Origin of the sequence: Pseudomonas sp. PARCl1, from assembly GCF_947311875.1 — a bacterium.
Classification (GTDB): Bacteria; Pseudomonadota; Gammaproteobacteria; order Pseudomonadales; family Pseudomonadaceae; genus Aquipseudomonas; species Aquipseudomonas juntendi.
Window position 1 is genome coordinate 123696 of record NZ_CAMZMX010000005.1, and the last position, 24553, is coordinate 148248.

The 24553-nt window shown below is 64.3% G+C and carries 29 protein-coding genes; 14 read left to right on the plus strand and 15 right to left on the minus strand.

Translation table 11 applies throughout. The features are described from left to right. Positions 1 to 14: 14 nt before the first annotated feature. The gene (locus QME24_RS04770; RefSeq protein WP_009685444.1) at positions 15 to 359 is read right to left on the minus strand and encodes an MmcQ/YjbR family DNA-binding protein; all 345 of its coding nucleotides are present in this window, start codon (positions 357 to 359) and stop codon (positions 15 to 17) included. 8 nt (positions 360 to 367) lie between these two features. Further along, a complete protein-coding gene (locus QME24_RS04775; protein ID WP_009685443.1) occupies positions 368 to 1270 on the minus strand; it encodes a LysR substrate-binding domain-containing protein in 903 nt (300 codons plus the stop codon). Between the two features lie 133 nt (positions 1271 to 1403). Between QME24_RS04775 and QME24_RS04780 the strand changes: the two genes are divergently transcribed. From QME24_RS04780 to QME24_RS04800, 5 genes are all read left to right on the plus strand, one after another. Continuing rightward, positions 1404 to 2015, plus strand: coding sequence for an FMN-dependent NADH-azoreductase (locus QME24_RS04780; protein WP_009685442.1), 612 nt, complete (start codon positions 1404 to 1406; stop codon positions 2013 to 2015). Positions 2016 to 2267: 252 nt separating this feature from the next. Beyond that, on the plus strand, positions 2268 to 3152 hold the full coding sequence (locus tag QME24_RS04785; RefSeq protein WP_054904381.1) for an EamA family transporter: 885 nt from the start codon (positions 2268 to 2270) through the stop codon (positions 3150 to 3152). 130 nt (positions 3153 to 3282) lie between these two features. Continuing rightward, positions 3283 to 3603 carry a YbjQ family protein gene (locus tag QME24_RS04790; RefSeq protein ID WP_009685439.1) on the plus strand — a complete coding sequence of 107 codons (321 nt, stop codon included), beginning with the start codon at positions 3283 to 3285 and terminating at the stop codon, positions 3601 to 3603. A gap of 137 nt (positions 3604 to 3740) precedes the next feature. Continuing rightward, positions 3741 to 3929: a hypothetical protein gene (locus QME24_RS04795; RefSeq protein WP_003253897.1), complete on the plus strand. Its 189-nt coding sequence runs from the start codon at positions 3741 to 3743 to the stop codon at positions 3927 to 3929. 129 nt (positions 3930 to 4058) lie between these two features. Then, positions 4059 to 4370: a hypothetical protein gene (locus QME24_RS04800; RefSeq protein ID WP_054904382.1), complete on the plus strand. Its 312-nt coding sequence runs from the start codon at positions 4059 to 4061 to the stop codon at positions 4368 to 4370. A gap of 45 nt (positions 4371 to 4415) precedes the next feature. Here the strand turns inward: QME24_RS04800 and QME24_RS04805 are convergent, their stop codons facing one another. Then, entirely contained in the window at positions 4416 to 4748 is a 333-nt protein-coding gene (locus QME24_RS04805) for a hypothetical protein (protein ID WP_029884829.1), read from the minus strand. Between the two features lie 300 nt (positions 4749 to 5048). Continuing rightward, positions 5049 to 6191: a class C beta-lactamase gene (gene ampC / locus QME24_RS04810; RefSeq protein WP_192439978.1), complete on the minus strand. Its 1143-nt coding sequence runs from the start codon at positions 6189 to 6191 to the stop codon at positions 5049 to 5051. A 119-nt stretch (positions 6192 to 6310) separates the two neighbouring features. Between ampC and QME24_RS04815 the strand changes: the two genes are divergently transcribed. Continuing rightward, positions 6311 to 7345 (plus strand): bile acid:sodium symporter family protein, encoded by a 1035-nt coding sequence (locus QME24_RS04815; protein WP_280091518.1) that lies wholly within the window; start codon positions 6311 to 6313, stop codon positions 7343 to 7345. Here QME24_RS04815 and QME24_RS04820 read toward each other — a convergent pair whose 3' ends face one another. Continuing rightward, the gene (locus QME24_RS04820) at positions 7346 to 7906 is read right to left on the minus strand and encodes a TetR/AcrR family transcriptional regulator (protein ID WP_054904385.1); all 561 of its coding nucleotides are present in this window, start codon (positions 7904 to 7906) and stop codon (positions 7346 to 7348) included. It abuts the gene before it with no gap. A gap of 89 nt (positions 7907 to 7995) precedes the next feature. On the opposite strand from QME24_RS04820, the gene QME24_RS04825 reads away from it, so the two are divergent. Both QME24_RS04825 and QME24_RS04830 read left to right on the plus strand, forming a co-directional pair. Next, the gene (locus QME24_RS04825; protein WP_029884833.1) at positions 7996 to 8727 is read left to right on the plus strand and encodes an SDR family NAD(P)-dependent oxidoreductase; all 732 of its coding nucleotides are present in this window, start codon (positions 7996 to 7998) and stop codon (positions 8725 to 8727) included. 26 nt (positions 8728 to 8753) lie between these two features. Then, on the plus strand, positions 8754 to 9368 hold the full coding sequence (locus QME24_RS04830) for a 2-hydroxychromene-2-carboxylate isomerase (RefSeq protein ID WP_280091519.1): 615 nt from the start codon (positions 8754 to 8756) through the stop codon (positions 9366 to 9368). On the opposite strand, the gene QME24_RS04835 is transcribed toward QME24_RS04830, so the two are convergent. The 5 genes from QME24_RS04835 to QME24_RS04855 all read right to left on the minus strand — a co-directional run bounded on the left by QME24_RS04835 (position 9305) and on the right by QME24_RS04855 (position 13108). After that, positions 9305 to 9622: a hypothetical protein gene (locus tag QME24_RS04835; protein ID WP_154211170.1), complete on the minus strand. Its 318-nt coding sequence runs from the start codon at positions 9620 to 9622 to the stop codon at positions 9305 to 9307. The genes QME24_RS04830 and QME24_RS04835 overlap by 64 nt on opposite strands. A gap of 4 nt (positions 9623 to 9626) precedes the next feature. Then, positions 9627 to 10172: a cupin domain-containing protein gene (locus QME24_RS04840; protein ID WP_003248033.1), complete on the minus strand. Its 546-nt coding sequence runs from the start codon at positions 10170 to 10172 to the stop codon at positions 9627 to 9629. Positions 10173 to 10253: 81 nt separating this feature from the next. Further along, positions 10254 to 11459 carry an MFS transporter gene (locus tag QME24_RS04845; protein ID WP_054904386.1) on the minus strand — a complete coding sequence of 402 codons (1206 nt, stop codon included), beginning with the start codon at positions 11457 to 11459 and terminating at the stop codon, positions 10254 to 10256. 72 nt (positions 11460 to 11531) lie between these two features. After that, positions 11532 to 12065 carry a cytochrome b gene (locus tag QME24_RS04850; protein WP_192439979.1) on the minus strand — a complete coding sequence of 178 codons (534 nt, stop codon included), beginning with the start codon at positions 12063 to 12065 and terminating at the stop codon, positions 11532 to 11534. Then, entirely contained in the window at positions 12062 to 13108 is a 1047-nt protein-coding gene (locus QME24_RS04855; protein ID WP_192439980.1) for a catalase family peroxidase, read from the minus strand. Before QME24_RS04855 ends, QME24_RS04850 begins: the two co-directional genes overlap by 4 nt. Positions 13109 to 13236: 128 nt before the next feature. On the opposite strand from QME24_RS04855, the gene QME24_RS04860 reads away from it, so the two are divergent. Then, a complete protein-coding gene (locus tag QME24_RS04860) occupies positions 13237 to 13758 on the plus strand; it encodes a sigma-70 family RNA polymerase sigma factor (protein WP_009685428.1) in 522 nt (173 codons plus the stop codon). Next, complete coding sequence (locus QME24_RS04865) at positions 13755 to 14507, plus strand: anti-sigma factor (protein WP_192439981.1); 753 nt, start codon at positions 13755 to 13757, stop codon at positions 14505 to 14507. The genes QME24_RS04860 and QME24_RS04865 overlap by 4 nt, the downstream gene beginning before the upstream one ends. Before the next feature lie 69 nt (positions 14508 to 14576). Here QME24_RS04865 and xthA read toward each other — a convergent pair whose 3' ends face one another. Further along, positions 14577 to 15389, minus strand: coding sequence for an exodeoxyribonuclease III (gene xthA / locus QME24_RS04870; RefSeq protein WP_054904390.1), 813 nt, complete (start codon positions 15387 to 15389; stop codon positions 14577 to 14579). Between the two features lie 162 nt (positions 15390 to 15551). Here xthA and QME24_RS04875 point away from each other — a divergent pair, with 162 nt between their 5' ends. Genes QME24_RS04875 through QME24_RS04885 form a run of 3 tightly spaced genes read left to right on the plus strand, consistent with a single transcriptional unit; the run spans position 15552 to position 21668 of the window. Continuing rightward, positions 15552 to 16202, plus strand: coding sequence for a GNAT family N-acetyltransferase (locus QME24_RS04875; RefSeq protein WP_009682173.1), 651 nt, complete (start codon positions 15552 to 15554; stop codon positions 16200 to 16202). 52 nt (positions 16203 to 16254) lie between these two features. Beyond that, positions 16255 to 17997, plus strand: a complete 1743-nt coding sequence (locus QME24_RS04880) for an autotransporter assembly complex family protein (RefSeq protein ID WP_280091520.1) — start codon at positions 16255 to 16257, stop codon at positions 17995 to 17997. After that, the gene (locus QME24_RS04885; RefSeq protein WP_280091521.1) at positions 17994 to 21668 is read left to right on the plus strand and encodes a translocation/assembly module TamB domain-containing protein; all 3675 of its coding nucleotides are present in this window, start codon (positions 17994 to 17996) and stop codon (positions 21666 to 21668) included. The genes QME24_RS04880 and QME24_RS04885 overlap by 4 nt, the downstream gene beginning before the upstream one ends. Before the next feature lie 19 nt (positions 21669 to 21687). On the opposite strand, the gene QME24_RS04890 is transcribed toward QME24_RS04885, so the two are convergent. The 4 genes from QME24_RS04890 to QME24_RS04905 form a co-directional block, all read right to left on the minus strand. Then, positions 21688 to 22242 carry a DUF2589 domain-containing protein gene (locus QME24_RS04890; protein WP_009682168.1) on the minus strand — a complete coding sequence of 185 codons (555 nt, stop codon included), beginning with the start codon at positions 22240 to 22242 and terminating at the stop codon, positions 21688 to 21690. An 84-nt stretch (positions 22243 to 22326) separates the two neighbouring features. After that, positions 22327 to 23034: a DUF2589 domain-containing protein gene (locus tag QME24_RS04895; protein ID WP_054904393.1), complete on the minus strand. Its 708-nt coding sequence runs from the start codon at positions 23032 to 23034 to the stop codon at positions 22327 to 22329. A gap of 59 nt (positions 23035 to 23093) precedes the next feature. Beyond that, on the minus strand, positions 23094 to 23474 hold the full coding sequence (locus QME24_RS04900; RefSeq protein WP_029884845.1) for a Mor transcription activator family protein: 381 nt from the start codon (positions 23472 to 23474) through the stop codon (positions 23094 to 23096). Between the two features lie 249 nt (positions 23475 to 23723). Beyond that, positions 23724 to 24182, minus strand: a complete 459-nt coding sequence (locus QME24_RS04905; RefSeq protein WP_192439984.1) for a hypothetical protein — start codon at positions 24180 to 24182, stop codon at positions 23724 to 23726. 151 nt (positions 24183 to 24333) lie between these two features. Here QME24_RS04905 and QME24_RS04910 point away from each other — a divergent pair, with 151 nt between their 5' ends. After that, positions 24334 to 24522 carry a hypothetical protein gene (locus tag QME24_RS04910; RefSeq protein WP_003248064.1) on the plus strand — a complete coding sequence of 63 codons (189 nt, stop codon included), beginning with the start codon at positions 24334 to 24336 and terminating at the stop codon, positions 24520 to 24522. Positions 24523 to 24553: the final 31 nt, after the last annotated feature.

Genomic DNA, 24553 nt, shown 5'->3' on the forward strand with positions numbered 1-24553 from the left:
GGGGGCAGGCGGTATTACAGCAGCAAACCCACCTGTAACCGCTTCGGCAACCGTCGCACCACCAGCTGGTGCGAACGCTGCAGCAAGTCACGCAATTCGTCCCGGCCCATGGGGTAGGGCGGCGCCATGCTGATCCAGCGTGCCCGTGCCAGGTAAGGCGCAGGTCGCACTCCAGGGCGGTCGCAATAGCCGAGAAACAAATCGTCGGCCACCTTGAACGACAGCCCTGCGCCGGCCAGGTCGAGTACCGCGAACATCTTGTTGCCGGCCACCGAGAACACCCGGATACCGCCCCACTTGTAGTCTTCCTGGGCACCCGGCAGCTCCAGGCAGAATGCCGCTACTTCGGCTTCGCTCATGTTCGCGTTCATACGTATCGCTCCCCACACGCCTCGAACGATGCCGCCAGGTGGTCGATCCACACCCGTACAGCCGGCAACAGGCCGCGCCGGTGCGGGTACACCGCCTGCAGGTAGCCACCTGGCAGCGACCATTCAGGCAGCAGGCGTACCAGCTCGCCGCGTTCCAGCTCCGCCTCGCAAAACATGCTGGGTAATGCAGTAAAGCCCAGGCCAGCCCGTACAGCGGCATTACGTACTACGAAATCGTCGATCGCCAGGCGTGGCTCCAGGGCCAGGTCCTGTTGCTTGCCGTTGGGGCCCAGCAGGCGAAAGTGCACCAGCCGGTCTGCCTCGGCGGCGCCCAGTACCGGCAACGTCGCCAGTTCGGCAGGGTCGCGGATGTGGTCGGCGAAGCCTGGGGCGGCAACCAGCTGCATTTGCGCCTGGCGCAGGCGGCGGGTGACCAAGGCCGGGTCTTCATCGCCCAGGTCGCGCACGCGCAGGGCAACGTCGATACCTTCGGAAATCAGGTCCACCCGGCGGTTGAGCAGTACCATGTCCAACTGCACCAGCGGGTACTGCTCGAGAAAGCGGCTGATCACCTGCGGCAGAAACGCGTGGGCCAGCGCCACGGGGCAGGACACACGCAAGCGCCCGCGTGGTTCGCTGCTCATGCTGGCCACCGTTTCATCGGCGGCTTCAGCCTCCAGCAGCATGGCCTGGCAGTGATGCAGGTAGCGCTCGCCCACTGCGGTGAGTTTCAACTGCCGGGTGGTGCGCTGCAGCAGGCGGGTGCCCAGGCGCTCTTCGAGCTCGGCGATGCGCCGGGACAAGCGTGACTTGGGAATGCCCAGCTGGCGCCCCGCTGCAGCAAAACCGCCGGCTTCCACTACGCGGGCGAAATAGAAAAGGTCATTGAGGTCTTGCATGAACAGGTCTCATTGTTCCACTTATGAGACAAACTAACGCATTTTCTGCGGCTTATCAGTCATTAATCACTCCGGTAGGATTCTACCCATCGTGATCGCCAAGTGATGCGGTCTTCATTCACAGGAGAGTCCCATGAAACTGTTGCACATCGATTCGAGCATCCTGGGTGACAATTCCGCATCCCGCCAGTTGAGCCGCGAGGTGGTCGAAGCCTGGAAAGCCGCAGACCCGAGCGTTGAAGTGGTGTACCGCGACCTGGCTGCCGATGCCATTGCACACTTCTCTGCTGCCACGCTGGTAGCCGCTGGCACCCCGGAAGACGTACGCGACGCCGCCCAGGCATTCGAGGCCAAGCTCAGTGCCGAGACCCTGGAGGAATTCCTGGCCGCCGACGCCGTGGTGATAGGCGCGCCGATGTACAACTTCAGCGTGCCGACCCAGCTCAAGGCCTGGATCGACCGCGTTGCCGTGGCCGGCAAGACCTTCCGCTACACCGAGGCGGGCCCCGAGGGGCTTTGCGGTAACAAGAAGGTAGTGCTGGTTTCCACCGCGGGTGGCCTGCACGCTGGCCAGCCAACGGGTGCTGGGCATGAAGACTTCCTCAAGGTGTTCCTGGGCTTCATTGGTGTCACCGACCTGGAAATCGTCCGCGCTCACGGCTTGGCCTACGGCCCGGAGCAGCGTACACAGGCGCTTGACGCCGCACAGGCGCAGATCGCCAATGAGCTGTTTGCAGCGGCTTGATGCACAGCGATAAGGCTTGCAAGGCTCAGGTGCCGGCAAGTCCGCGCTGCTGATCGTGCCCTGCTCAAGGGCACTGGAAACCCGCGAATACGCAGTGTTCGCGGGTTTTCTGCGTTATGCATCAACGTTACAGGTTGACGCAACAGTCGGACTGTTGCGCCACCCTAGGCCACAACTGTGCTGGTCCTCTTCAGAGTTATAGCCTTATGCTGTAACGAAATATGTCTAGAACGCCTGAAGAAGGAAGCTGCCGTGCCGCTCAAGGACCTGCTCATCGCCCTGGTGGTGATTGTTGCCTGGGGAGTCAACTTTGTAGTCATCAAGGTTGGCCTCGACGGCTTGCCGCCGATGCTGTTGGGGGCACTGCGCTTTTTGCTGGTGGCGTTTCCCGCGGTGTTGCTGGTCAGGCGCCCCAAATTGCCCTGGCGCTGGCTCATCGCCTACGGCGCAACCATTTCTCTGGGCCAGTTCGCCTTTCTCTTCCAGGCCATGTACAGCGGCATGCCACCAGGGCTGGCTTCGCTGATTCTGCAATCGCAGGCATTCTTCACGCTCGGCTTCGCCGCGCTGTTCCTCGGTGAACGGCTGCGCCTGGCCAGTGTGCTGGGGCTACTGGTGGCGGCCAGTGGCCTGGCCCTGATCGGCAGCGAAGACGGTGGCCACGTGCCGATGGTGGCGCTGCTGCTGACATTGTGTGGCGGGGCCATGTGGGGGCTGGGCAACATCATTACCCGGCGCTTTGGCTCGGTTGACCTGGTGGCGCTGGTGATCTGGGGTGGGTTGATCCCGCCGTTGCCGTTCCTGGCGTTGTCCTGGTGGCTGGAAGGCCCAGAGCGTATTGGCCATGCGCTTGCCAACATCAGCCTCAGCTCGGTGCTGGCGCTGGCATACCTGGCTTTTGTCGCCACCATGATCGGCTACAGCCTGTGGAGCAAGCTGTTGTCCCGCCACCCGGCCGGTAAGGTCGCGCCTTTTTCGCTGCTGGTGCCGGTGATCGGCTTGAGTTCGTCGGCATTGCTGCTGGGCGAACGGCTGACCGCAATTCAGGGCTGGGGCGCCGTGTTGGTGATGGCCGGGCTGCTGGTGAACGTATTCGGCGCGCGGATCGGCCAGCGCTTGCGTGCGGCCAGCGCCTGACAGGAGGGTAGTGGGGTGGGGGTGACGGCTGAAGCGTTGACCGGGTGGTAAGGCCCCATTGCCGGTTGCTCAGGTGCGGCTCTGTTAGACTCGGCCTCATTGTTCGAGACCAGGCCAACGGAGCGTTTGCATGATCATTTCCACTACCAGTCAACTTGAAGGCCGCCCGATTGCCGAATACCTCGGCGTGGTCAGCGCCGAATCGGTCCAGGGCATCAATTTCGTCCGCGATTTTTTTACCCGTGTTCGCGACGTGCTGGGTGGTCGCTCGCAGACCCTGGAAAGCGCACTGCGCGAGGCCCGCGAGCAGGCCACCGAAGAGCTGAAGGCGCGCGCCCAGCAGTTGCGAGCCGACGCGGTAGTCGGTGTGGATTACGAGATCAGCATGCCTTCGGTACAAGGCGGCATGGTCGTCGTGTTTGTCACCGGCACCGCAGTGCGCCTGCGCTGAAGGCCGGTTTGCCACTGGTCGGCTGCCTGGGGTTTGCCCGGCTGGTCTGTAAATGACCGACTAGTCTCACTTTTACAGGCCGCGTCACTTGGCAACTTTTCTGGTTGCCGGCGCGTTGCCGCTGAGGGAGACAGGGCATGAGCGAATCTTTTTTCGAAGACCTTAACGATGCGTTTCCGATCAACAGCCAGGTGCGTTGCGGCCAGGCGGCATTCCGGCTTGGGTTCGCCCACATGACCCTGGATGATTCCGAGCAGCTTCAGCCTGCCCATCTGCAGCGCAGCAAAAAGGGCCGCTTCATGCCACGGGTGCCGCTGAAGAAGTAACCCCGCGCTGCCCGACGGCGGACTTTTTATGGCCATTCGTTGACCCGCCTCATGAAATGATTGGGTAACACTCGCCGGATCGCCAAGCCTGTGCTTTGCTGACGCCACATTCGAGCAACGGAGGACTGGATGCTCATGCGCGTCAGGGAAGAGACTTATTGGCACTGGGCGGACGCCCAACTACACAGCCGCAGCCACGACGAAGCGCTCAGCGATGGCACCACACTGGACGTGCAGGTGCGCTTGTCGCGCCTGGGCGCAACGCAATTGTTCCTGGGGTTGTATGCCGGGGATGGGCGGGCGCTGGTGGAGGAGTACTACCCCGCGCGGCCGGGCGAGACCATGACCCGTGCCATGGTTTGGGGTGTCGACCGCGCCAGGGCCATGGCGACAGGGGCACTGCCGTTGCCGCCCGCCCGCCGCCAGCGGCGCCAGGCATGAAAAAGCCCGGCCTGTTCAGGCCGGGCTTTGCTAACGGTGGCAACCTCAATTGAGCGGTTCGATCACCTTGACTGCCTGCTGCTCACGGGCAGCGGGCCATTCCTGTTGCAGGGTCTGCAGCACACGGCCAACGAACTCGGTGTCGGCGGCGGCCTTCTTGCCAACGTAGCCTTGGCCACGACGGTAGACCTTAAAGCGGGCACGCATGCTGGGCAGGTGCTCTTCAAATTCAGCTTCGACGGTATTCGGTGGCAGGCGATCGAGGCGCACTTCACCGGTTTGGCTGACCCACAGCAGGTGGTCGTCGAGGCTGTCTTTGCGGCCGGCGAACAGCTGGGCCAATTGGTCGATGGTCGGATTGTTGTTCAAGTTCATCATAAAGCCCCCATTACCCATTCGTAGGTGATTTTCACAGTTGGCGCTACCACGGTGTAGCGCACTACCAACGCTGCTACAGCAGCATCGCAACAGGGGCTTTCTCACGCTGCCTTTTGGACAGTTTCCCGCTCCACGAACGGCCCGCGTTACCGCGCAGACCGTCTGGAATACCCTTGCCACCGCCCCCGATCAGGGGGACGGCTTCATCATGCACAAGGGCGATGAACGGCGTCAACCATTTTGTAGTGAATATTTTTTTTCACTACAAAGTGCCGATTTGTTCGACAATCCGCGGCCTTTCTACAGGCCGGAAAGGATCGCAAAGGCGGCACGGACCCGGGCCTCATTGGGGTAATTGCGGTTGGCCAGCAACACCACCGCCAGCTGTTCGGCGGGCACGAACGCAGCGTAGGCACCAAAGCCATTGGTGGAGCCGGTCTTGTTGTACCAGGCCGCAGGCAGCGCCGGCTGGGCTGGCTGCAAGCGCGTGACTGGCTGTGGTTCACGGATCAGCCTTGGGCTGTTGCCATCGACCAGCGTGTCCAGTGCGACCGGGGAGGGGTAGCGCTCCCAACCCAGGCCCTGGGTCATGGCGCCGACCTGAAAGTAGCCTTGGCGGGTAATGCTCAAGGCTTGCTGCAGCGCCGGTGGCAGGCCCTGAGGTTGCAGGTGCAGGCGCACGTAGCGCAGCAGGTCGCGGGCGCTGGTCTTGATCCCGTAGGCTTCGTCGGCATAGGGGCCGGGGCCGACGCGTACCGGCTTGTCGGCGGCATCGTAACCTTGTGCGTACAGGCCCTGGGCGCTGGCGGGCACCTGCAGATAGGTGGCGCGCAGGCCCATCGGTGCCAACAGCCCTTCGCTCATCAGTGTCGAAAACGATTGCTGTTGTGCGCGGGCGGCCAGGTCGCCGAACAGGCCCAGGCTAGGGTTGGAGTAGCAGCGCTGGGTGCCGGGTTTGGCGCGTGGTTGCCAGTGCCGGAAGAAATCGACGACCTGCTGCGGCGTCTGGACGTCATCCGGGAACTGCAGCGGCAGGCAGTCCGCGCTGTAGGCACCGAGGTCGCGAACGGACGCCTCGCCAATAGGGGCGCCTGCCAACGCCGGGTGGTAACGCTTGGCCGGCGCCGACAGGTCCAGCTTGCCCTGCGCGCTGGCCAGCGCGGCCAAGGTGGCGGTATAGGTCTTGCTCAACGAGCCGATTTCGAACAGCGTGTCGCGGCTTACCGGCACGTTGTCGGCCTTGCTGGCCACGCCGTAACTGAAATAGTGCGCATGGCCGTGGGCATAAATGGCCACCGCCATGCCGCTGATGCCTTGCTCCTGCATCAGCGGGCGGACGACCTGGTCGACCTTGGCCTGCAACGGGTCGTGAGCCTGGGCGGTGGTATGGCCCAAGGCAAGCGTGATGGTGGTGGCAATCAAAGCCTTGCGCAAGCGCGGCATGAGCGATTCCTTGTGTGCATGGTGTCCGTTGAGCGATACCCCAGGGGGTTCCGGCGTTAGCGCTGAAAAGCCGGAAACCTTATCGTCTGCCCTTGCACAATGACAAGACGGGAGCCGTGATGAAGTATTTGCGCATGCTGTTCGACAATTTCACCCTGGCCTTGCTCGGGGTGGTCTGCATTGCCACCGTATTGCCTTGTTCGGGCGACGGCGCGGTGTACTTCGGCTGGCTGACCAACCTCGCCATCGGCCTGCTGTTCTTCCTGCACGGTGCCAAGCTGTCGCGTGAGGCGATCATCGCAGGCGCCGGGCATTGGCGCCTGCACCTGCTGGTGTTCTCCTGCACGTTCGTGCTGTTCCCGCTGCTGGGGTTGGCGTTCAAGCCGCTGTTCGTGCCACTTGTAGGCACTGAGCTGTACCTGGGTGTGCTGTACCTGTGCGCCTTGCCCGCAACCGTGCAGTCGGCCATCGCCTTCACTTCGCTGGCCCGCGGCAATGTGCCGGCGGCCATCTGCAGTGCGGCGGCGTCCAGCCTGCTGGGTATCTTCCTCACCCCATTGCTGGTGGTGATGTTGCTGGGCGCCAGTGGCGATACTGGCTCCGGCCTGGATGCGGTCCTCAAGATCACCTTGCAACTGCTGGTGCCATTCGTGGCCGGGCAGATCGCGCGGCGCTGGATTGGCGCCTGGGTAAAGCGCAATGCCCGCTGGCTCAAGGTGGTCGACCAGGGGTCGATTCTGCTGGTGGTGTATACCGCCTTCAGCGAGGCAGTGGTGACCGGCCTGTGGCACACGGTTTCGTCGCAGCACCTGGCGGGGTTGTTCGCGGTATGCGGCATTCTGCTGGCGGTGGTGTTGTTCGCTACCCGCTTGTTGGGCAAGGCGCTGGGCTTCGACCTCGAGGACCGTATCACCATCCTGTTCGCCGGCTCGAAGAAAAGCCTGGCCACCGGTGTACCCATGGCGCAGGTGCTGTTCGTGGGCAGTGGCATTGGCGCGATGATCCTGCCGCTGATGCTGTTCCACCAGATCCAGTTGATGGTGTGCGCGGTGCTGGCGCAGCGTTATGCCAGCCGTGAGCAAGGTTTGCCAGAGGCTCTGGCAGGCGCTGAACGTGCTGCGGCGGGCCCCCGCCAACCCCCAGCCAACTCGTGATCAGTCGCCCTCCAGCGCGCGTTCGACAAACGCGCGGCTGGCGCCAAGCACCTGGCCTTGCACGCTTTCGCTGACCAGCATGCGGCCAACCAGCAGCGCGCCCACGCACTGACTGATCAATACCCAGGCCAACTGCTCATCCTCCAGGGTGGCGCTCCAGGCCTGGTGCAGCTGCACTAACCAGTGCTCGGCCACTTCCCGCACAGGCGTGTCAGCGCGGGCTATCTCCACCCCTAGCGGCGGCAACGGGCAACCCTGCTCGGCGTTGTGCAGGTGCGCCAGGCTAAGGTATTGCTGCAGGCAGCGGGCCAGGCGCTCGCGGCTGGCACCTTGGTTGGCCAGCCGGGCGAGTGGGCTGTTGCAGAGTTCCTGCCGGACCACCTCGGTGAACAGGTCATCCTTGGACGGAAAGTGGTTGTAGAACGCCCCCCCGGTCAGGCCAATGGCTTTCATCAAGCCGGCAACGCCCGTGCTGGCAAAGCCCCCGCGCTTGGCCAGCGCACCGCTGCTGGCGAGCAAGCGTTCACGGGTTTGCTGCTTGTGTTCGTTTGGGTAGCGCATGGGCGTGCCTCTGCAAGACGGCTTGACGAAAGCCGGCATAGTAGCATAGCGTTCGTTTACTAAACGATCATTCATCAATGGGTGCAGCCATGTCGGAACAACAAAAGGTCGTGCTGGTGATTGGTGCGGGGGATGCCACCGGCGGCGAGATTGCCAAGCGTTTTGCCCGCGAGGGCTATATCGCCTGTGTCACCCGGCGCCAGGCTGACAAGCTGCAGCCGTTGCTGGAAGAAATACGCGCTGCCGGTGGCCAGGCCTACGGGTTCGGCTCCGATGCGCGCAAGGAAGACGACGTGGCGGAACTGGTCGAAACCATCGAGCGCGATATCGGCCCGATCGAAGCCTTTGTGTTCAATATCGGCGCCAATGTGCCATGCAGCATTCTGGACGAAACCCCACGCAAGTATTTCAAGATCTGGGAAATGGCTTGCTTCGCCGGCTTTCTGACTGCCCAGGCGGTAGCGCGGCGCATGGTCCGGCGCGAGCGCGGCACGCTGCTGTTCACTGGCGCCACCGCCGCAACCCGTGGTGCGGCCGGTTTTGCCGCCTTCGCCGGCGCCAAGCATGGCTTGCGTGCATTGGCCCAGAGCATGGCCCGCGAGTTGGGGCCGCGCAATATTCATGTCGCCCATGTGGTGGTGGACGGGGCCATCGACACTGCCTTCATTCGCGACAGCTTCCCCGAGCGCTACGCCCTCAAGGGTGAGGGTGGCATCCTGAACCCTGCACACATCGCCGACAGCTATTGGTTCCTGCACGCCCAGCCCCGCGACGCCTGGACCTTCGAGCTGGACCTGCGGCCCTGGATGGAAGGCTGGTAAACCCTTTTCCCTGCAAGGACATGACCATGCACAAGCACGTCGATTTCTACTTTGACCTGGGTAGCCCAGCCAGTTACCTGGCCTGGACCCAGCTGCCGGCGCTATGCGCCCGCCACGGCGCAACGCTGCACTACCGGCCAATGCTCCTGGGCGGCGTATTCCAGGCCACGGGCAACGCTTCGCCAGCGATGATCCCCGCCAAAGGGCGCTATATGTTCACCGACCTGGCGCGCTTTGCCGCCCGCTACGGGGTGCTGTTTGGGCTGCCGCCGGGTTTTCCGGTCAATACGCTGCACTTGATGCGAGGCGTCATGGGTACGCAATTACGCGCGCCGGAGCGTTTCGAGGGGCTGCTGGCGGTGTTGTTCAAGGGTTTGTTTGCCCAGCAGCGCACCCTGAGCGATGTGGCGGTACTGGACGCCACCCTGGCTGAAGGCGGCTTTGACCCACACGCGTTTCACGCACTGGCAGCAGATGACGAAATCAAGGCAGCACTGCGGCAGGCGACCGAGGTTGCGGTGCAGCGGGGGGTATTTGGTGCGCCGACGTGCTTTGTCGGCGAAGACATGTTCTTCGGTCAGGACCGCCTGGACTTCGTCGAGGCAGCGCTGCAGCAGGGGGCGAGCAGCCTTTCCAGCTGAGTGCGTTCCCACTGGCTGAGCAGATCGCAGGGGTTGCTGCCATACCGTTGCCAGGCATCGAGCCCCGCCTGCGCCCCGCACGGGGCCGTGCAGTGGATGCACTGGGCAAGGCCCTCGCTGTCCAGCGCGAGGGTCAGTTGCCAGCCGTCGATGATCACGTCCACCAGGGCGTGGTCATGGCGCTGGGCTATCGACAGGGTATGGATACCGAGCGCTGCGTCACGCAGGCGTTGATAGACCACCCGGCTGTTCATGCCGTCAGAAGTTCGCCGGGGTATTGGCGCTGATGATCTCGGCCTCGTCCGGGCCGATGTTCTTGAAGCTGTGCGGCAGGGTGGTGGGGATGTAGTAGCCATCACCCGAGTTGAGCACGCTGACCTGGCCGTCGACCCACAGCTCCACAGTCCCCCGCGTGACCAGCCCGCATTCTTCGCCTTCGGCATGCACGATCGGTTCGCCGGAGTCTGCGCCCGGCGCGTACAGCTCACGCAACATGCGCATCTGCCGGCCTTCGACACTGGCACCGACCAATAGCATACGCAGGCCGTTACGGCCCAGGTCTGGCTGTTCGCCGCCGCGGAACACATAGCGCTCTTCACGTACCGGCTCGTCGAAGCTGAAAAACTCCGCCAGGCTCATGGGAATGCCTTCGAGGAGCTTTTTCAAGGAGCTGACCGAAGGGCTCACGCGGTTCTGTTCGATCTGCGAGATCGTCGAGTTGGTCAGCCCGCTACGGCGGGCCAATTCCCGTTGGGAGAGGTTGTTGCGTTCCCGCACCAGTTTGAGTCGCGTCCCCGTGTCCATAGCCGCCTTGTAATCAGAGGTGTTTAAAATAACGAGCGATGCGCATTAAAACATACTCTGCCGCGTTGCGCGCTGTGCTTCTCAACGCCTTTGTTCACGCGGGATTGGCCACAGCCCGACCAGCAACAACAGCGTTGCCACGGCCAGGAATGGCAAGCGCGGGTCCACGGCATAGACCAAGGTCCCGGCCAGCGGGCCGATGACCGCGCCCATACCCTGGGCTGCACCTATGGAGCCGGCCGTGGCGCCTTGCTCGCCGGCCTGCATGGCATTGGCGGCCAGGGCCGAAAACGCCGGGAATACAAAACCCATGCCCGCCGCCGCCACAAAGTAGCAGGCCCATAGCCAAGGGGCCGTGGTCGCCAGCGCGCCGCTGGCAAAGCCCAGCGCCGAAACCGTGGCACCGACCCGGATCATCTTCAGCGGTGGCCACTGCAGCTGGCGCAGCAGGACCTGGGCCAGCATCAGCGCCACACCCACGGTGGTAAGGGCAATGCCGGCAGCCTGGGCGGCCTGGGCTGGCCCCAGGTGCAGGCGGTCAAGGGCGAAGAAGCCGACGGTGATCTGCGACACGGTCACACTCAGCATGGCGCTGAATGCCACCAGCAACGGCCGGCGCAGGCGGGGGTCGTTGAGCCTGACCGGGGTGGGTGCGTGGCTGTGTGCAAGCGCCTGTGGCTTCAGGGCCAACAGCAGCACCACGAAGGCACTGGCAGGGAGTAGCGACATGACCAGAAACGGCAGGCTCAGGCTATGCCGCGCCAGCAGGGCTGCCAGGGCTGGGCCGACCACCAGGCCCACGGCGTTGGCCGCCCCCAGCGAAGCCATGGCCCGTGCCCGCTGCTGCGGCCCGACATGGTCGGCGATCAGGGCGTTGCAGCCGACCGGAATGGCGGCATAGAAGGCACCGATGCAACCGCGGGCGACCATCAGGCCGATGAAGGCCATTGTTGCACCTGGCATCCAGCGCAGTGCACCTTCGACAAACAGGCACAACAGCCAGTAGGCCAGGGTGAAACCCGCGCTACCCAGCAGCAATACGCGCCGACGGCCAAGGCGGTCAGCTGCGCGGCCCCAAGGGCGGGCCAGCAATACCCAGACCACGCCGGCCACGGTAATGGCGGCGCCGGCTTGCCAGGTGGCCATGCCCAACTGGCGGGCGATCGGGCCGATCAAGGCGACGAAGGCCATCATCGACATCGTACAGGCCATGTTGGCCAGCAGCAGCGGGCGTAGATCGAGGGTGCTGGCTGGGCTGAGCGTTGCAGGATCCTTTGCGAGGGTCATGGGGTTTCCAGGGCAGTAGGGCCGGTGACAGCCGGTCATTGATGGAGGTCGACCGCCCTGGGCTGCCTCAGGTCATTGATTGCGGCGCAGGGGGCCAGGCCACATGCTACGCAACACGCCGTCGCGGCGCACCCAGGCATGCATCAGCGCCGCACCGACATGCACCAATACGGTGGCGAACAGCAAGTAGCCTGCCCAACCATGGGCCTGGCGCAGCACGGCATACAGCTGCAGGTTGTGCGGCGCGATCGCGGGCAGGCCCAGTGGGCGCGGGTAGTCGCCGGCGGACAGCATGGCCCAGCCCAGCAGCGGCATCGCCAGCATCAGGCCATAAAGCGCCAGGTGCGATGTGCGGGCAGCCCAGCGCTGCACGGTTGGCAGGTCTGCAGGCAGCGGCGGATGGGGTACGGCCAGGCGCACGCCAATACGCAGCACGACCAGCACCAGCAACGCCAGGCCGGTGGCCTTGTGCAGGCTGATCAGTACAGGGTGGCGCAACGACAGGTCGGCAACCATGGTCACGCCGATGAACAGCATGGCCAGGATCAGCACGGCCATCAACCAATGCAGCGCGCGGGCAAGGGGGTGGAAGGCTTCGGGCTTCATGGGCGGGCTCCGGTGCCGAGCGATTCACGGCTGCGGCGGTTGAAAGATTCCGAATAGGCGGCGGAACGGGCGGCGAGGATCGGGTCGTTGGAGGCTTCGATACCTTGCGGCAGGATCAGGGGGTCGAAGTTGATGTCGCGGCAGGCCCCTTGTTCGGGCCCATCGACCTGCTCCAGCACCAGGGTGCCGGCGTCCACGCTGCGCCGCTCGGCAGGCCAGGGGCGGGCCGGGTCATCCACCGCATCGCCCGGTTCCGCCAGCACCAGGCGCAGGGTCCAGCGCAACGGGCCTTGGGCCAGGCGCTGCTGCAAGTCGTGCTGGAGGAACAACTTGTCGTCGACCTGCCCAGGCAGCGCGGCGAACGGCGCCTGTGGCTCCAGCTGCCAGCGTACCGGGTGGGCCGCGCCGGCTGTGTCGATCAGGCGGAAGGCATTGATGCTGTGGTACTGCGTGCTGGCGAAGCTGTCACTGGGTTTGTAACTGGCCGCCCATTGACGAAACGCTGCGCTTTCCGGGTGTGCGGCGAAGAACGCCTGCAGCTTGGCCGGGTCGGGTTTGCCGGTGGCCTTGACCGGTGCGCTGGCCAGCACCTGTTCGTAGAACCCTTGGGGGTTGCTGACGGCAAGCACCGGCGGGTTGTTCATGCCGGTGCGCCAGACCTGGCCGTCATCGGTGCTCAACTCAATTGCCAGGCTGCGGACCGGTATGCTGGTGTCCGGGGCGAACGGGTTGGCCCCGCCGATGGCGAAACGGCCAATGACCGGCACCCGTGGCTGGCTGAATGCGCGTGCCGTGGACAGGCTGGCTGCCTGGCCGCTGGGCTGGAAGTAACCACTGACGCAAAGCCCCTTGGCGTGGTTCTTGCGGTAGCCGGGGTAGTGCCCGGCTTGGGCTTCGAAGGTGTCGATGATGCGTTGCGGGGTCAACTGCGGTTGGCCCAGCCAGCCAGCGGCATACGCGAAGCCGGCACCTGCGGCCAGCATCACGGCGCCGATGGCGGCCAGGCGCAGGGCCTTGGCCGGGCCGTGCAAAGGTGAGTTCATGGTGTGCGTCCGGTTCAGTGAAGGTGCGAGTACGACGGGGTAGCGCGCTATTTATTCCCACGGGGGAATAAAATAGGCCTGCACGCGTCTGCCCCTTACACTGACTGCCCCATAGGCCGGACCTGACCATGCACGACCTGGACAACCAGCAGTGGCGCGAACTGCTCGCCCGCTTGCGCCGCTTTGCCGTATGGCTGACCCGTGAACCGGGCAGCGCCGACGACCTGGTGCAGGCTACCGTCGAGCGCGCGCTGAGCCGACGAGACCAGCAACGCGACGCGCAGGCGCTGCGTGCCTGGCTGTTCACCATCCTTTATCGCTTGTACCTGGACGGTAAACGCCGCGAGCGCCTGCATGCGCGCTGGCTGTCCTGGTTCGGCCGTGCCGAGCGCGATGACGAACCCGTTGGTGACAACCTTGAAGCGATCATCCTGGCCCAGGCCGACTTGCAAGCGTTTTCCCGGCTGAGTGCCGAGCAGCGTGCCTTGCTGCTGCTGGTCAGCGTCGAGGGCCTGAGCTACAAGGAGGCCGCCCAGGCCTTGGGCATTCCTATCGGCACGGTAATGTCGCGCCTTTCGCGGGCGCGCAATGCCTTGCGTGAACTGACCGAAGGCTCACCCCAGCCACCGGCCTTGCGGAGATTGAAATGACGCGCCTTATCCCCACCGAAGATGAACTGCACGCTTACGTCGACGAGCGCCTGGAGCGGGCGCGGCGCGCCGAGGTGCAAGCCTGGCTGGCGGCCAACCCGCAGGCGGCGGCACGTGTGGAAGGCTGGCGCACCGATGCCCGGCGGCTGCGCACGGCGCTGGCCGGGCTTGGCGAGCCAGCCGGTGCCCCCGCGCTTGAGCTGGGCCAGCTGCGGCGGCAACTGCGCCAACGCCGGCAGCGGCGCTGGGCGGCGGCAGCGGCCATGGTGCTGGCCCTGGGTGTAGGGGGCTTGGGCGGCTGGCAGGCCCGCGATGCCACCCTGGCCAATGCCGAGCTGCCGATGGCCGATGCTGTGCAGGCGCACAAGTTGTTCGCCGCCAGCCAGGCGCTGGATATTCAGGCCAGCGACCCGGCCCAGTTGCGCGATTGGCTGGGCCGGCACTTCAACCGTGTCGGGCAGTTGCCAGACCTGGCGGGCTATGGCTTCAGGCCGGTGGGGGCGCGGTTGCTCAGCAACGAGCAAGGGCCCGCAGCCTTGTTGGTGTTCGAGGACGGCAATGGCCAGCGTATCAGCCTGTTCATGCGTTCACCCAGCGAAGGCTTTCGGCGCATGCCGAACGGGCAACGGGTCGATGGCCAGCTGGAGGCGCGGTACTGGTCGCATGGGGCGTACAACTTTGCCTTGGTCAGCGCGGCGGACGATGTGCGTGGGGCGGGGGTAGGCGAGGTGCTGCGCCTGGGCTTGTAACCCAGGCTTTGCCGGCGCGGCCTTGTGTCGCGATCGAGCCGCCCCGGCAGGCATGTTGCGCTCACACGGTCAGCTCAACTCAAGCCAGATCGGTGCATGATCGGACGGCTTTTCCATCCCGCGCAGTTCATAATCCACGCCTGCTGTCCTGATCCGCGGCACCAGCGCGTGCGAGGCCATGATCAGGTCGATGCGCAGGCCGCGCTTGGGCTCGTCTTCAAAGCCGCGGCTGCGGTAATCGAACCAGCTGAAACGGTCGTTCACGTCCGGGTACAGGTGGCGGAAACTGTCTACCAGGCCCCAGCCTTTCAAGCGCTCCATCCATTCGCGCTCTTCCGGGAGGAAACTGCACTTGCCGGTCTTCAGCCAGCGCTTGGCATTGTCCGGGCCAATGCCGATGTCGCAGTCCTGCGGCGAGATGTTCATGTCGCCCATCACCAGCACTGGCTGGTCGTTGCGGAACTGGCTTTCCAGCAGTGCCTGCAGGTCGCTGTAGAAGCGCTGCTTGGCCGGAAACTTGGTGGGGTGGTCGCGGCTTTCGCCTTGGGGGAAGTAGCCGTTCATGATGGTGATCGGGTTGCCCTGGGCGTCGGCGAAGGTGCCCCAGATAAAGCGGCGCTGGGCGTCTTCTTCATCGCCGGCAAAGCCTTTGTGCAGGCTGAGCGGCGCCTGGCGCGAGAGCAGGGCGACGCCGTAGTGGCCCTTCTGCCCGTGGTAGTGCACGTGGTAACCCAGCGCCTGTACGTCGGCCAACGGGAACTGCTCGTCGCTGACCTTGGTTTCCTGCAGGCCGATCACGTCTGGTTGGTGCTTTTCGATCAGCGCTGCCAGCTGGTGCGGGCGGGCTCGCAGGCCGTTGATGTTGAAACAGACGATCTTCATGGAAAGACAATCCCGGTAAAAGGCGCGATGCTAGCGGACATCGCCGGCGATCACCAGCGTGGCGGGGCCAAAGGCCTGCTGCTAACGTGCTGTAAGGGTGGAACGAAGCGCGGAGCGCAACCTCCAAGGCTCTGAACGCCCATTCCAGGAGGTCTGCCCGCAATGCCCGAAACCACAGCCGCTCCGGCCCGTGTCTGCCTGCTCGATGATGGTTACAGCCGCGAGGTACGTTCCCTGCTGTACAACGCCTACCGGCACGAACCCACTTTTGCCTATATCTTCGAAGCCCAGCGCCCAGGCTATGAACGGCGCCTGCGGGTGATGGTGCGTGAATGGGTACGCCAGCACTTCTACCTGCAACTGCCTGCGATCGGCTTGCTGGTGGACGATCGCCTGGTGGCCGTGGCCCTGATCGTGCCGCCGCTGCGCCGCTTGGGTGTGGCGGACAGTTGGGCCTGGCGCCTGCGCATGATGCTCGGCACCGGCCTGCGCTGCACGCGGCGCTACATGGACTACCAGGCCGCTTTGTCGACCTGCCTGCCCAGTGATCAGGTGCATGTGCTGCCACTGCTGGGGGTGCACCCGCAGTTTCAAGGCAAGCAGTACGGCGAACAATTGTTACAAGCTGTGCATGACTGGTGCGCCGAAGACCCGGGCACCCAAGGCGTGGTGCTGGACACGGGCAATGAGCACTATCTGGCGTTTTACCAGCGCCAGGGGTACGAGGAAATTGGTGAGGTGGCCATAGGGCCGATCCGGGAACGGGTATTCTTTCATCCCAACCCGGTGGCTTCGACATCCGCTTTGGCCTGAACAGGCCGCAAGGCGGCTCCCTTGAGCGTTCGGGTCTGGTAGCATTCGCCGCATGACGTATTCAGGAAGATTGACCTGGGGCTTGGTTATCTGGGCCGCCAGTTTTGCAGCATGGGGCCAGAGCGAGTTGCTGGTGCAGGTGAAACCGGCCAACAAGGCGCTCAAGGCCAATGTCGAAGGCTATATAGGCTCACTGGGTGACCGCGATGAAGAAGCACTGTTGCGCTTCAGTCGTGGTGCAGAGGAGCAGGCGCGCAAAGCCGCGCAGGCACTTGGCTACTATCAGGCGCAGATCGACAGCGAGGTCAAGCCTGCCAGCGATGCCGACCATTCCCCGCAGTTGATCCTCAGCATCAACCCGGGGGAGCCGATTCGGCTGCGCAACGTCACGGTGCGCATCGAGGGCCCGGCCAGTGACATGAAGGCCTTTCGGGTACCCGACAGCCGGGCGTTGCGCCCGGGTGAACAGCTCAACCACGGTACCTACGAGGATGCCAAGCGCCTGATCCAGAACCAGGCGTCGCGTTACGGCTTCTTCAGCGGGCGCTTCAGCCGCCAGCGCCTGGCGGTGGACCCGCAGGCCGGGGTGGCCGATATCGAACTGGTCTACCAGAGTGGCCCGCGCTACCGCCTTGGCGCAGTCACCTTTGGCGGCGACACGCCGCTGGACGAGGACCTGCTGCAGCGCATGGTGCCGTTCAAGCCAGGTACCCCGTACGACTCGGAGCTGATCGCCGAACTGAACAACGACCTGCAGTCGAGCGGTTATTTCGAAGGGGTACGGGTGGATGCGGCGCCCACCGCCGCGGTGGGTGAAGACATACCGGTGGACGTGCGCCTGGAAACCCGCAAACCCCGCACCATGGGGCTGGGCCTGGGTTACTCCACCGACGTCGGGCCGCGCGGCAAGGCCAACTGGACCCGCCACTGGGTCAACCCGCAAGGCCACAGCTATGGCTGGGAAACCGAGCTGTCGGCGCCGCGGCAGAACGTGGGGTTGTGGTACGACATTCCCCTCGATCCGCCGTTGACCGACAAATTGCGCTTTGCCGGCGGCTATCAGAATGAAGAACTGGCCGGTACCGACACCCTCAGCAAGCTGCTGACGGTGGGCCCCGAGTGGCACAGCAAGCTGCCCAGCGGTTGGCAACGGGTCATCTCGCTGAAATACCAACGCGAAGAGTACCGCCTGGGCGACGACAGCGGGTTGAGCAACCTGCTGATGCCCGGCGTTAGCTACTCGTTCCTGCGCAGTGACAACCGCATCGACCCGCACAATGGCTACCGCCTGCAATTCGATGTGCAGGTGGCCAAGGAAGGGCTGGTGTCGGACACCAACCTGCTGCACGGCAACGTGCTGCTCAAGGGCCTGACCACCCTGGGCAACAACCACCGCTTGCTTGGCCGCGTGCAGTTCGGCGGCAGCGCGACCAACGGTTTCAAGAACAATATCCCGCCGTCGCTGCGCTTCTTCGCCGGTGGCGACCAGAGCGTGCGCGGTTACGACTACCAGACCCTGTCGCCCGAAAACAGCGACGGTGATCGTATTGGCGGGCGTTACCTGGTGGCCGGCAGTGTCGAGTACCAGTACTCGCTGACCGAGAAGTGGCGGCTTGCCACATTCGTCGACCAAGGCAACTCGTTCAACGACCTGGAATTGCCCAGCCTGAAAACTGGGGTCGGTTTTGGTGTGCGCTGGGTGTCGCCAGTGGGGCCGCTGCGCCTGGACCTGGCCAAAGCGCTGGATGACGACGGTGGCATTCGCCTGCACTTTTCCATGGGGCCCGAGTTGTGAAACGCGTAATCAGATATACCCTGTTGGGCCTGGCTGGACTGCTGGCGGGCCTGGGCCTGGCCCTCGGCTTGCTGCTGGGTACCGAGGCCGGCAGCCGCTGGGCGCTGGGCAAGGTTCCCGGTTTGCAGGTCACCGACTTCCAGGGCCGCCTGGGGGGCAGCTGGCAAGCAAGCCGGTTAAGCTGGGCCGACGCCGGCAGCAAGGTCGAGCTGCAGGCCCCGCAGTTGGCCTGGTCGCCTGCCTGCCTGCTGCGCGCCACCTTGTGCATCGACCGCTTGCAGGCCCAGCGCATCGACATGGCCTTTGCCCCAAGCACCGAGCCGGCCGACAGCGGCCCCCTGCAATTGCCGGCACTGCGCCTGCCGGTGGCCATCGAACTGGGCGAGGTGAAGGTGGGGCAACTGCGCCTGGACGGCAGTGACCTGCTGGGCGACCTGCAGCTTGCAGCGCACTGGACCCGCGGCGGGATGCAGATCGACAGCCTGCACCTGCAGCGCGACGACCTGCTGCTGAACCTGCAAGGCCATATCCAGCCCGAAGGCGACTGGCCGACAACGCTGCAGGCGCAACTGCAGCTGCCGGCTGTAGGGGGCAAACCCTGGCAGCTGGCGCTGAACGCCGAGGGTGAACTGCAAAAGACCTTGAACCTCACGGGAGCCAGCAGCGGCTACCTGGACGCCACGTTGAGTGGCACGCTGCAGGCCCTGGCCGAGCACCTGCCTGCGACGCTGCAGATCCGTTCCGAAGCGTTCAAGCCGACCGCTTCCTTGCCTGACACCTTGCAGTTGAACCAGCTCGACCTGGCAGCCAAGGGCGACCTGCTCAAGGGCTACCAGCTGTCGGGTACCGCCAACCTGCCCGCAGAACAATCGCCGATCGCCCTGGCGTTGTCCGGCCTGGTCGACAGCAAGGGGGCCAGGCTCGATGCCCTCGACCTTACCGCCAGCGACACCCAGCGCGTCAAGCTGCAAGCCACGGCAGACTGGCAGCAAGGCCTAACCGCCGATGCTCAGCTGGACTGGCAGGATTTTCCCTGGCTGCGCCTGTATCCGCTGGAAACGCCGCCACAGGTTACCCTCAAACGCTTCAATACCCGTGTGCATTACCGTGATGGCAAGTATCAGGGGACCTTTGCCGGTGATCTTGACGGCCCGGCGGGGGCGTTCACCCTGGCCAGCCCTTTCGAAGGCGACCTGGATCAGGTCAGGCTGCCACAACTTGCGCTCACCGCCGGCCAGGGCAAGGCTGCCGGCAGTGTTGCAGTGCGCTTTGCCGATACCCTGGCGTGGGATGTCGACTTGCAACTGTCTGCACTCGACCCGGCCTACTGGCTGGCCGAGCTGCCTGGCACCCTGGCGGGGCCATTGCGTACCAAAGGCGAGCTGAAGGATGACGTGCTGAGCCTGGATGCCCAGCTTGACCTCAAGGGCCGCTTGCGCGGCCAGCCGGCTGTGTTCAAGGCCGAGGCACAAGGGGCCGGGCAGCGCTGGACACTGGGTGCGCTGGCGATCCAGCTGGGGGACAACCGGATCAATGGCAGTGGCAGCCTGCAGCAGCGCCTGGCCGGGCGCATCGACCTCGACTTGCCCCGCCTGGGCCAGCTGTGGCCCCGGCTGCAAGGCCAGGTCAAGGGGCGCGTGGATGTCGCCGGCACGCTGCAGGCGCCCCAAGGCACCCTGACGTTGCAGGGCCAGCGCCTGGCACAGGCTGAGAACCGCCTGCAACAACTGAACCTGGATGCCAAGCTCGACAGCGCCCAGCGTGGGGTGGTCGAGCTCAAGGCCACCGGCATTCAGCTGGGTGACACGGCACTGGGCACGCTGCAGGCCAGCGGCAAGGGTGACATTCGCCAGCAGGCCCTGAACCTGGCCCTGAACGGCCCGCAGCTCAAGCTTGACCTGGGGCTGGATGGCCAGTTGAGCAAGGGCGACTGGCGCGGGCGACTGGCCAGCGGGCGAGTCCAGGCCGGTGGCCAGGACTGGCAGTTGCAGGCCCCGGCGCGGTTGCAGCGGCTGGCCAACGGCCAGCTCGATTTCGGTGCCCACTGCTGGCGCTCTGGCCAGGCCAGCCTGTGTGGCGATGACCAACGCCTGGCGCCGGAGCCGCGCTTGCGCTACCACCTCAAGCAGTTCCCGCTGGGCAGCCTGGCGCAGTGGCTGCCCAAGGACTTCGCCTGGCAGGGGCTGCTCAACGCCGACATCAGCCTGGATATACCGGCCAGTGGCCCCAAGGGTAGCGTGGTGGTCGATGCCAGTGGCGGCACCCTGCGCGTGCACGACAAAGGCCGCTGGATCGACTTCCCGTATCAGGCCCTGCGCCTGGACAGTACCCTGGCACCGCGGCGTATCGACACGCGCCTGGTATTCCGTGGCGAGCGGCTGGGTGAGCTGAACGTCAACACCCGGCTAGACCCGCTGGGCAAGAACAAGCCGCTGTCGGGTGATTTCCGCCTGGCGGGCCTGGACCTCTCGGTGGCCCGGCCCTTCGTGCCGATGGTCGAGCGGTTGGCCGGCCAGCTCAATGGCAGCGGCCAGCTCTCGGGTACCTTGCTGGCACCGCAGGTCAACGGCAACCTGGCGCTCAGCGGCGGCGAAGTCAGCGGCGCGGAGCTGCCAGCCAGCCTGCAGGCACTGTCTGTGCAGGCGCAGATCGCCGGTGAGCAGGTGCGCCTGGAAGGCAATTGGCGCAGTGGCGAAGCAGGGCGCGGGCAGTTGAGCGGCAACCTCACCTGGGGCCAGGCGCTGGGCATGGACGTGCGCTTGCAAGGCCAGCAACTGCCGATCACGGTGGAGCCCTATGCCACGCTGGAGGTCGCCCCGGACCTGACCTTGCGCCTGATCGACGACAAACTGGCGGTCACCGGCAAAGTGCTGGTGCCCAAAGGCAAGATCACCGTGCGCGAATTACCGCCCTCTACCGTCAAGGTCTCGGACGATACCGTCATCGTTGGCCGCCAGACCGATGAGGGCAAGCCACCCATGGCGATGGCCATGGACATTGACGTCGAAGTGGGCCAGGACAAGCTGTCGTTCACCGGCTTTGGCCTTACCGCCAACCTGCTTGGCCATGTGCACATCGGTGACAACCTCGACACCCGCGGTGAATTGAGCCTGGCAGACGGTCGCTACCGCGCCTACGGCCAGCGCCTGACCATCCGCCGCGCGCGCTTGCTGTTCGCCGGGCCGATCGACCAGCCTTACCTGGACATCGAAGCCATCCGCAAGGTAGACGATGTGATTGCCGGTATTCGCTTGAGTGGCAGTGCCGAACAGCCGACCAGCCAGGTGTTTTCGGAGCCGGCCATGAGCCAGGAGCAGGCCTTGTCCTATCTGGTGCTGGGGCGGCCATTGGGCACCTCCGGCGAGGACAACAACATGCTCGCCGAAGCGGCACTGGGCCTCGGCCTGGCAGGCAGCGCCGGTATCACCGGTAGCCTGGCCTCCAGCCTGGGCATCGACGACTTCCAGCTGGATACCGAAGGCTCGGGCAATACCACCAGCGTGGTCGCCAGTGGCAACCTCACCGAGAAGCTGAGCCTTCGTTACGGGGTAGGGGTGTTCGAGCCAGCGAACACCATCGCTTTGCGTTACAAGTTGAGCAAGAAGGTCTACCTGGAGGCGGCCAGCGGTTTGGCCAGCTCCCTGGATATCTTCTACAAGCGCGACTTCTAGGTTGAACGCGGCGGCGCCGTCAACGGACGGTGGCCGCGTCGATGAACTCATTGCTGTCGGGTGAGGGTGGCGGGGTGGGGGCGCGTACCGGGGTGATCAGGCTGGTGTACTCCTCGATCAGCCGGTTCAGCGCTTCAGGCGGCTCACTGGCCTGGAACTGCATGCGGATCTGCACTTCGTCAGGGTCTCGGCTGTCGCCTTGGCGACCCTGGCCACCGATGGTGACCTTGAAGCTGGCGGCCTTGTTCTCGCTGGTAGGCAGTAATGCCGGCTGTGCCTCGGTGCCTTTGACACGCACCGACAGGTCAACCTGCATGCGCTCCAGCGCCAGGCCTTTGGGCGACACCAGGGCGAACAGCGGTACACGCATGATGTGCTGGCCGTCCATGGCCACTTCCACCATCTTGGCTTTCATGGGGGCGCCCAACGCTTCGCTGTCACACTCGAAGAACTGGTCGAACAGGTTGATGTACTGCTGCGCGATCAGGCTGTTGGTGGCACTGGCGGCTTCTTGCAGGCCGCGAGTGATCTCGCGCAGGTCGATTGAAGTCATGGGCGCGGGGGCCTTGTCCATTGCGTGGGTTCCTCAGGCCAGAATGGCCCCTTGTTGCTCATCAAGGGGCCAGGCGGAAGTGAGCGAAAAACATCAAGGTTTGGTTCAACCTTTTTTGTCAGCTTTGTCCGTGGGTTTGTTTGCAGCGCCGGGTGCTTTGTCGTTTTCCACCTTGAGCCCCGGTGTGTCGGCTGCCGGGTTCTTGAGGGTATCGCGCTGCGAGATCTGGTCGGGGCTTTCCAGGGCGGCGTTTTTGACCACCGTAGGTTTGGTCGCAGCGTCGGTGAGGAACTCGATCAAGCGCATGACCGCTTCCGGCGGCTCCTGGCGTTTGAGTGTGGTATTGAATGCATAACGGGCGCGGGTATCGGTCTTGCGGGTTTGCGTGGATTTGTGGCTGACGCTGCCCCTGACGTTGAGCTTGAACGGCCCCCAGCCGATCGAGCCGCTGGCGGTGGCGTTCATGTCCTTGCTGGTCACGTCCTCCGACATCTGGTTGATGACCAGCTCGAACTCGACATTACCCTCCTCGATGGTAATGTTCGGGTGGGTGATGGCCGCCAGCAGCGGCACCTTCATGGTCTTGCTGACCACACCTTTGTATTCGCCCTGTTCGTCGACGATGGTTTCGTCATAGTCGAACTGGATGGCTACGGCCTTGCCGTTCTGGATGCAGACCTGCATCAGGAAGTCGGCGTACGATTTACTCGCGGTAACCTGCGCCTGGACCATGGCTTGCAGGGGGCCGGCGATCATGCGATCCATGGGCAGGGCATTGATGACCGAGCCAATGAGGCTGTTGTCTATCGACATAGTGGGATGCTCTTTCTAGTGGGTTGGGGCCGCCGAGGGTGCTCTGGGCGGCAGGGGGTTCAGCGGGCGCACGCCTCCTGGCGGCGGATGTTGCCGATTTGGCGCAGGCTCAGGCCGTACTTGTTGGCCAGCAGGCTGCGGGACAGGCCATTGGCGCTTTCTTTCTGGATTTGCTGGTTACGCAGTTGGCGCAGGAAGTGGTCCGCCTTGGGGATCTCCAGGGCTACCCCGGCAAAGCGCTTGATCAGCGCATCGAGCGCTTCGGGCGGGAGGACGTCGGCGAGCTTGGTGCGCTCGCGGTGTTTGGGGATGTATTTGGGCCTGCCGCCGAACGCGCAGGTCAGCTGGTAGGCGTTGTCGATGCCGATGCAGGTGATCAGTGCCTGCAACGAGTGGGGCAATTGGCTGATATCGATCTGGCTCAAGTCTGGCGTTTGCATATGGCGCTCCTTCGGGATAAGGGATTTGCGACCCGATCACCCGTGGCGTTATGTCGGAGGGTGTGAGCAAATTCTGTGCGACAGCCGAGGCGTGTCGCTAGGCGGCATATGGGTTGGCGGCTGTAGCTTCGGTGAACAGGTTTTGCAGGCAGCAATATCCGCGCATGTAGGAAATGGCGTTGCTGATAGGCTGCATAGGGTGATTTCTCGCTCGCTCACTGCCGTTCTCAACGAAAGGGTGCTGAACCCTTAGTCGCAGGGGAAACTGCTCAGCAAGCTGGCGCTGTGCAGGTAGGCTTGGGGCGCCGTTCGCATGCTTGCAGGCAACGTTCGCCAATCCACCAGCAGGCACAGGGTGTACAGGGGCTGCCCATCGCGCTGGCCGATCACCTGCCCGTCAAAGCTGCGCCGGTACAGGGCCTGGGTCTGGCGTACGGCTTGCACCTGGTCGGCCTGGGCCAGGGTTTCCTGGGCCAGGTGGGGGAGGCGGGTGGTGGGCACGGTGAAGTTCAGCGGCCTGTTGTCCCCGCCCAGGTAGCCGGCCTGGCGTACCCGTTGCCACAGTTGCTGCCACTGGCTGGTGCCGGCGTGGGTCGCGAGCTCGCGGCCCAGCTCCAGCAGGTGCTCGGCGGGTACCTGCTGGGTATCCAGTGCGTGAACGTAGACGGGGGAGAAAAACAGCGAAGTGAGGAGCAAGGGTTTGTACACGGTGCCTCCGGCATGGGTGCTTGGAGGTTTCATGCTTTCAGGCTGTCACCGCCTGACCCAGCAGGAAATGCAGCGCCGGGGCCGGTGACCGTTGTATCATTGCCGCGGCTCATTGCGAGCCATTTGCCCCTGATGTTGCAAGGAACCTTCGATGACACACGTGCAGCGCCTCAAATATTCACTTCTGATCATACTGGTCGTACTGGGCCTGATGCTGGGCCTGTCCCACCTGCAGAAGCAGGGGACTATCAGTGAACAGACGTTCCAGATGCTGGCCATCGCCATTGCCGTGGTGGTGGTGGTGATCAATGGCATCCTGCGGCGCAAGGTCAAGCCCTGACCTGCGCGGGCCGGCCAAGCCTGGCCGGCCA

Coding starts and splice junctions, on each gene's coding strand:
- QME24_RS04890 (WP_009682168.1), bottom strand. CDS start 22,242: ATGGACAAGGCCCCCGCGCCCATGACTTCAATCGACCTGCGCGAGATC.
- QME24_RS04850 (WP_192439979.1), bottom strand. CDS start 12,065: ATGAAGCCCGAAGCCTTCCACCCCCTTGCCCGCGCGCTGCATTGGTTG.
- QME24_RS04815 (WP_280091518.1), top strand. CDS start 6,311: ATGAAGTATTTGCGCATGCTGTTCGACAATTTCACCCTGGCCTTGCTC.
- QME24_RS04775 (WP_009685443.1), bottom strand. CDS start 1,270: ATGCAAGACCTCAATGACCTTTTCTATTTCGCCCGCGTAGTGGAAGCC.
- QME24_RS04830 (WP_280091519.1), top strand. CDS start 8,754: ATGCACAAGCACGTCGATTTCTACTTTGACCTGGGTAGCCCAGCCAGT.
- QME24_RS04840 (WP_003248033.1), bottom strand. CDS start 10,172: ATGGACACGGGGACGCGACTCAAACTGGTGCGGGAACGCAACAACCTC.
- QME24_RS04860 (WP_009685428.1), top strand. CDS start 13,237: ATGCACGACCTGGACAACCAGCAGTGGCGCGAACTGCTCGCCCGCTTG.
- QME24_RS04900 (WP_029884845.1), bottom strand. CDS start 23,474: ATGCAAACGCCAGACTTGAGCCAGATCGATATCAGCCAATTGCCCCAC.
- QME24_RS04895 (WP_054904393.1), bottom strand. CDS start 23,034: ATGTCGATAGACAACAGCCTCATTGGCTCGGTCATCAATGCCCTGCCC.
- QME24_RS04770 (WP_009685444.1), bottom strand. CDS start 359: ATGAGCGAAGCCGAAGTAGCGGCATTCTGCCTGGAGCTGCCGGGTGCC.
- xthA (WP_054904390.1), bottom strand. CDS start 15,389: ATGAAGATCGTCTGTTTCAACATCAACGGCCTGCGAGCCCGCCCGCAC.
- QME24_RS04820 (WP_054904385.1), bottom strand. CDS start 7,906: ATGCGCTACCCAAACGAACACAAGCAGCAAACCCGTGAACGCTTGCTC.
- QME24_RS04910 (WP_003248064.1), top strand. CDS start 24,334: ATGACACACGTGCAGCGCCTCAAATATTCACTTCTGATCATACTGGTC.
- QME24_RS04875 (WP_009682173.1), top strand. CDS start 15,552: ATGCCCGAAACCACAGCCGCTCCGGCCCGTGTCTGCCTGCTCGATGAT.
- QME24_RS04835 (WP_154211170.1), bottom strand. CDS start 9,622: ATGAACAGCCGGGTGGTCTATCAACGCCTGCGTGACGCAGCGCTCGGT.
- QME24_RS04865 (WP_192439981.1), top strand. CDS start 13,755: ATGACGCGCCTTATCCCCACCGAAGATGAACTGCACGCTTACGTCGAC.
- QME24_RS04880 (WP_280091520.1), top strand. CDS start 16,255: ATGACGTATTCAGGAAGATTGACCTGGGGCTTGGTTATCTGGGCCGCC.
- QME24_RS04790 (WP_009685439.1), top strand. CDS start 3,283: ATGATCATTTCCACTACCAGTCAACTTGAAGGCCGCCCGATTGCCGAA.
- QME24_RS04805 (WP_029884829.1), bottom strand. CDS start 4,748: ATGATGAACTTGAACAACAATCCGACCATCGACCAATTGGCCCAGCTG.
- QME24_RS04845 (WP_054904386.1), bottom strand. CDS start 11,459: ATGACCCTCGCAAAGGATCCTGCAACGCTCAGCCCAGCCAGCACCCTC.
- QME24_RS04780 (WP_009685442.1), top strand. CDS start 1,404: ATGAAACTGTTGCACATCGATTCGAGCATCCTGGGTGACAATTCCGCA.
- QME24_RS04795 (WP_003253897.1), top strand. CDS start 3,741: ATGAGCGAATCTTTTTTCGAAGACCTTAACGATGCGTTTCCGATCAAC.
- ampC (WP_192439978.1), bottom strand. CDS start 6,191: ATGCCGCGCTTGCGCAAGGCTTTGATTGCCACCACCATCACGCTTGCC.
- QME24_RS04855 (WP_192439980.1), bottom strand. CDS start 13,108: ATGAACTCACCTTTGCACGGCCCGGCCAAGGCCCTGCGCCTGGCCGCC.
- QME24_RS04825 (WP_029884833.1), top strand. CDS start 7,996: ATGTCGGAACAACAAAAGGTCGTGCTGGTGATTGGTGCGGGGGATGCC.
- QME24_RS04800 (WP_054904382.1), top strand. CDS start 4,059: ATGCTCATGCGCGTCAGGGAAGAGACTTATTGGCACTGGGCGGACGCC.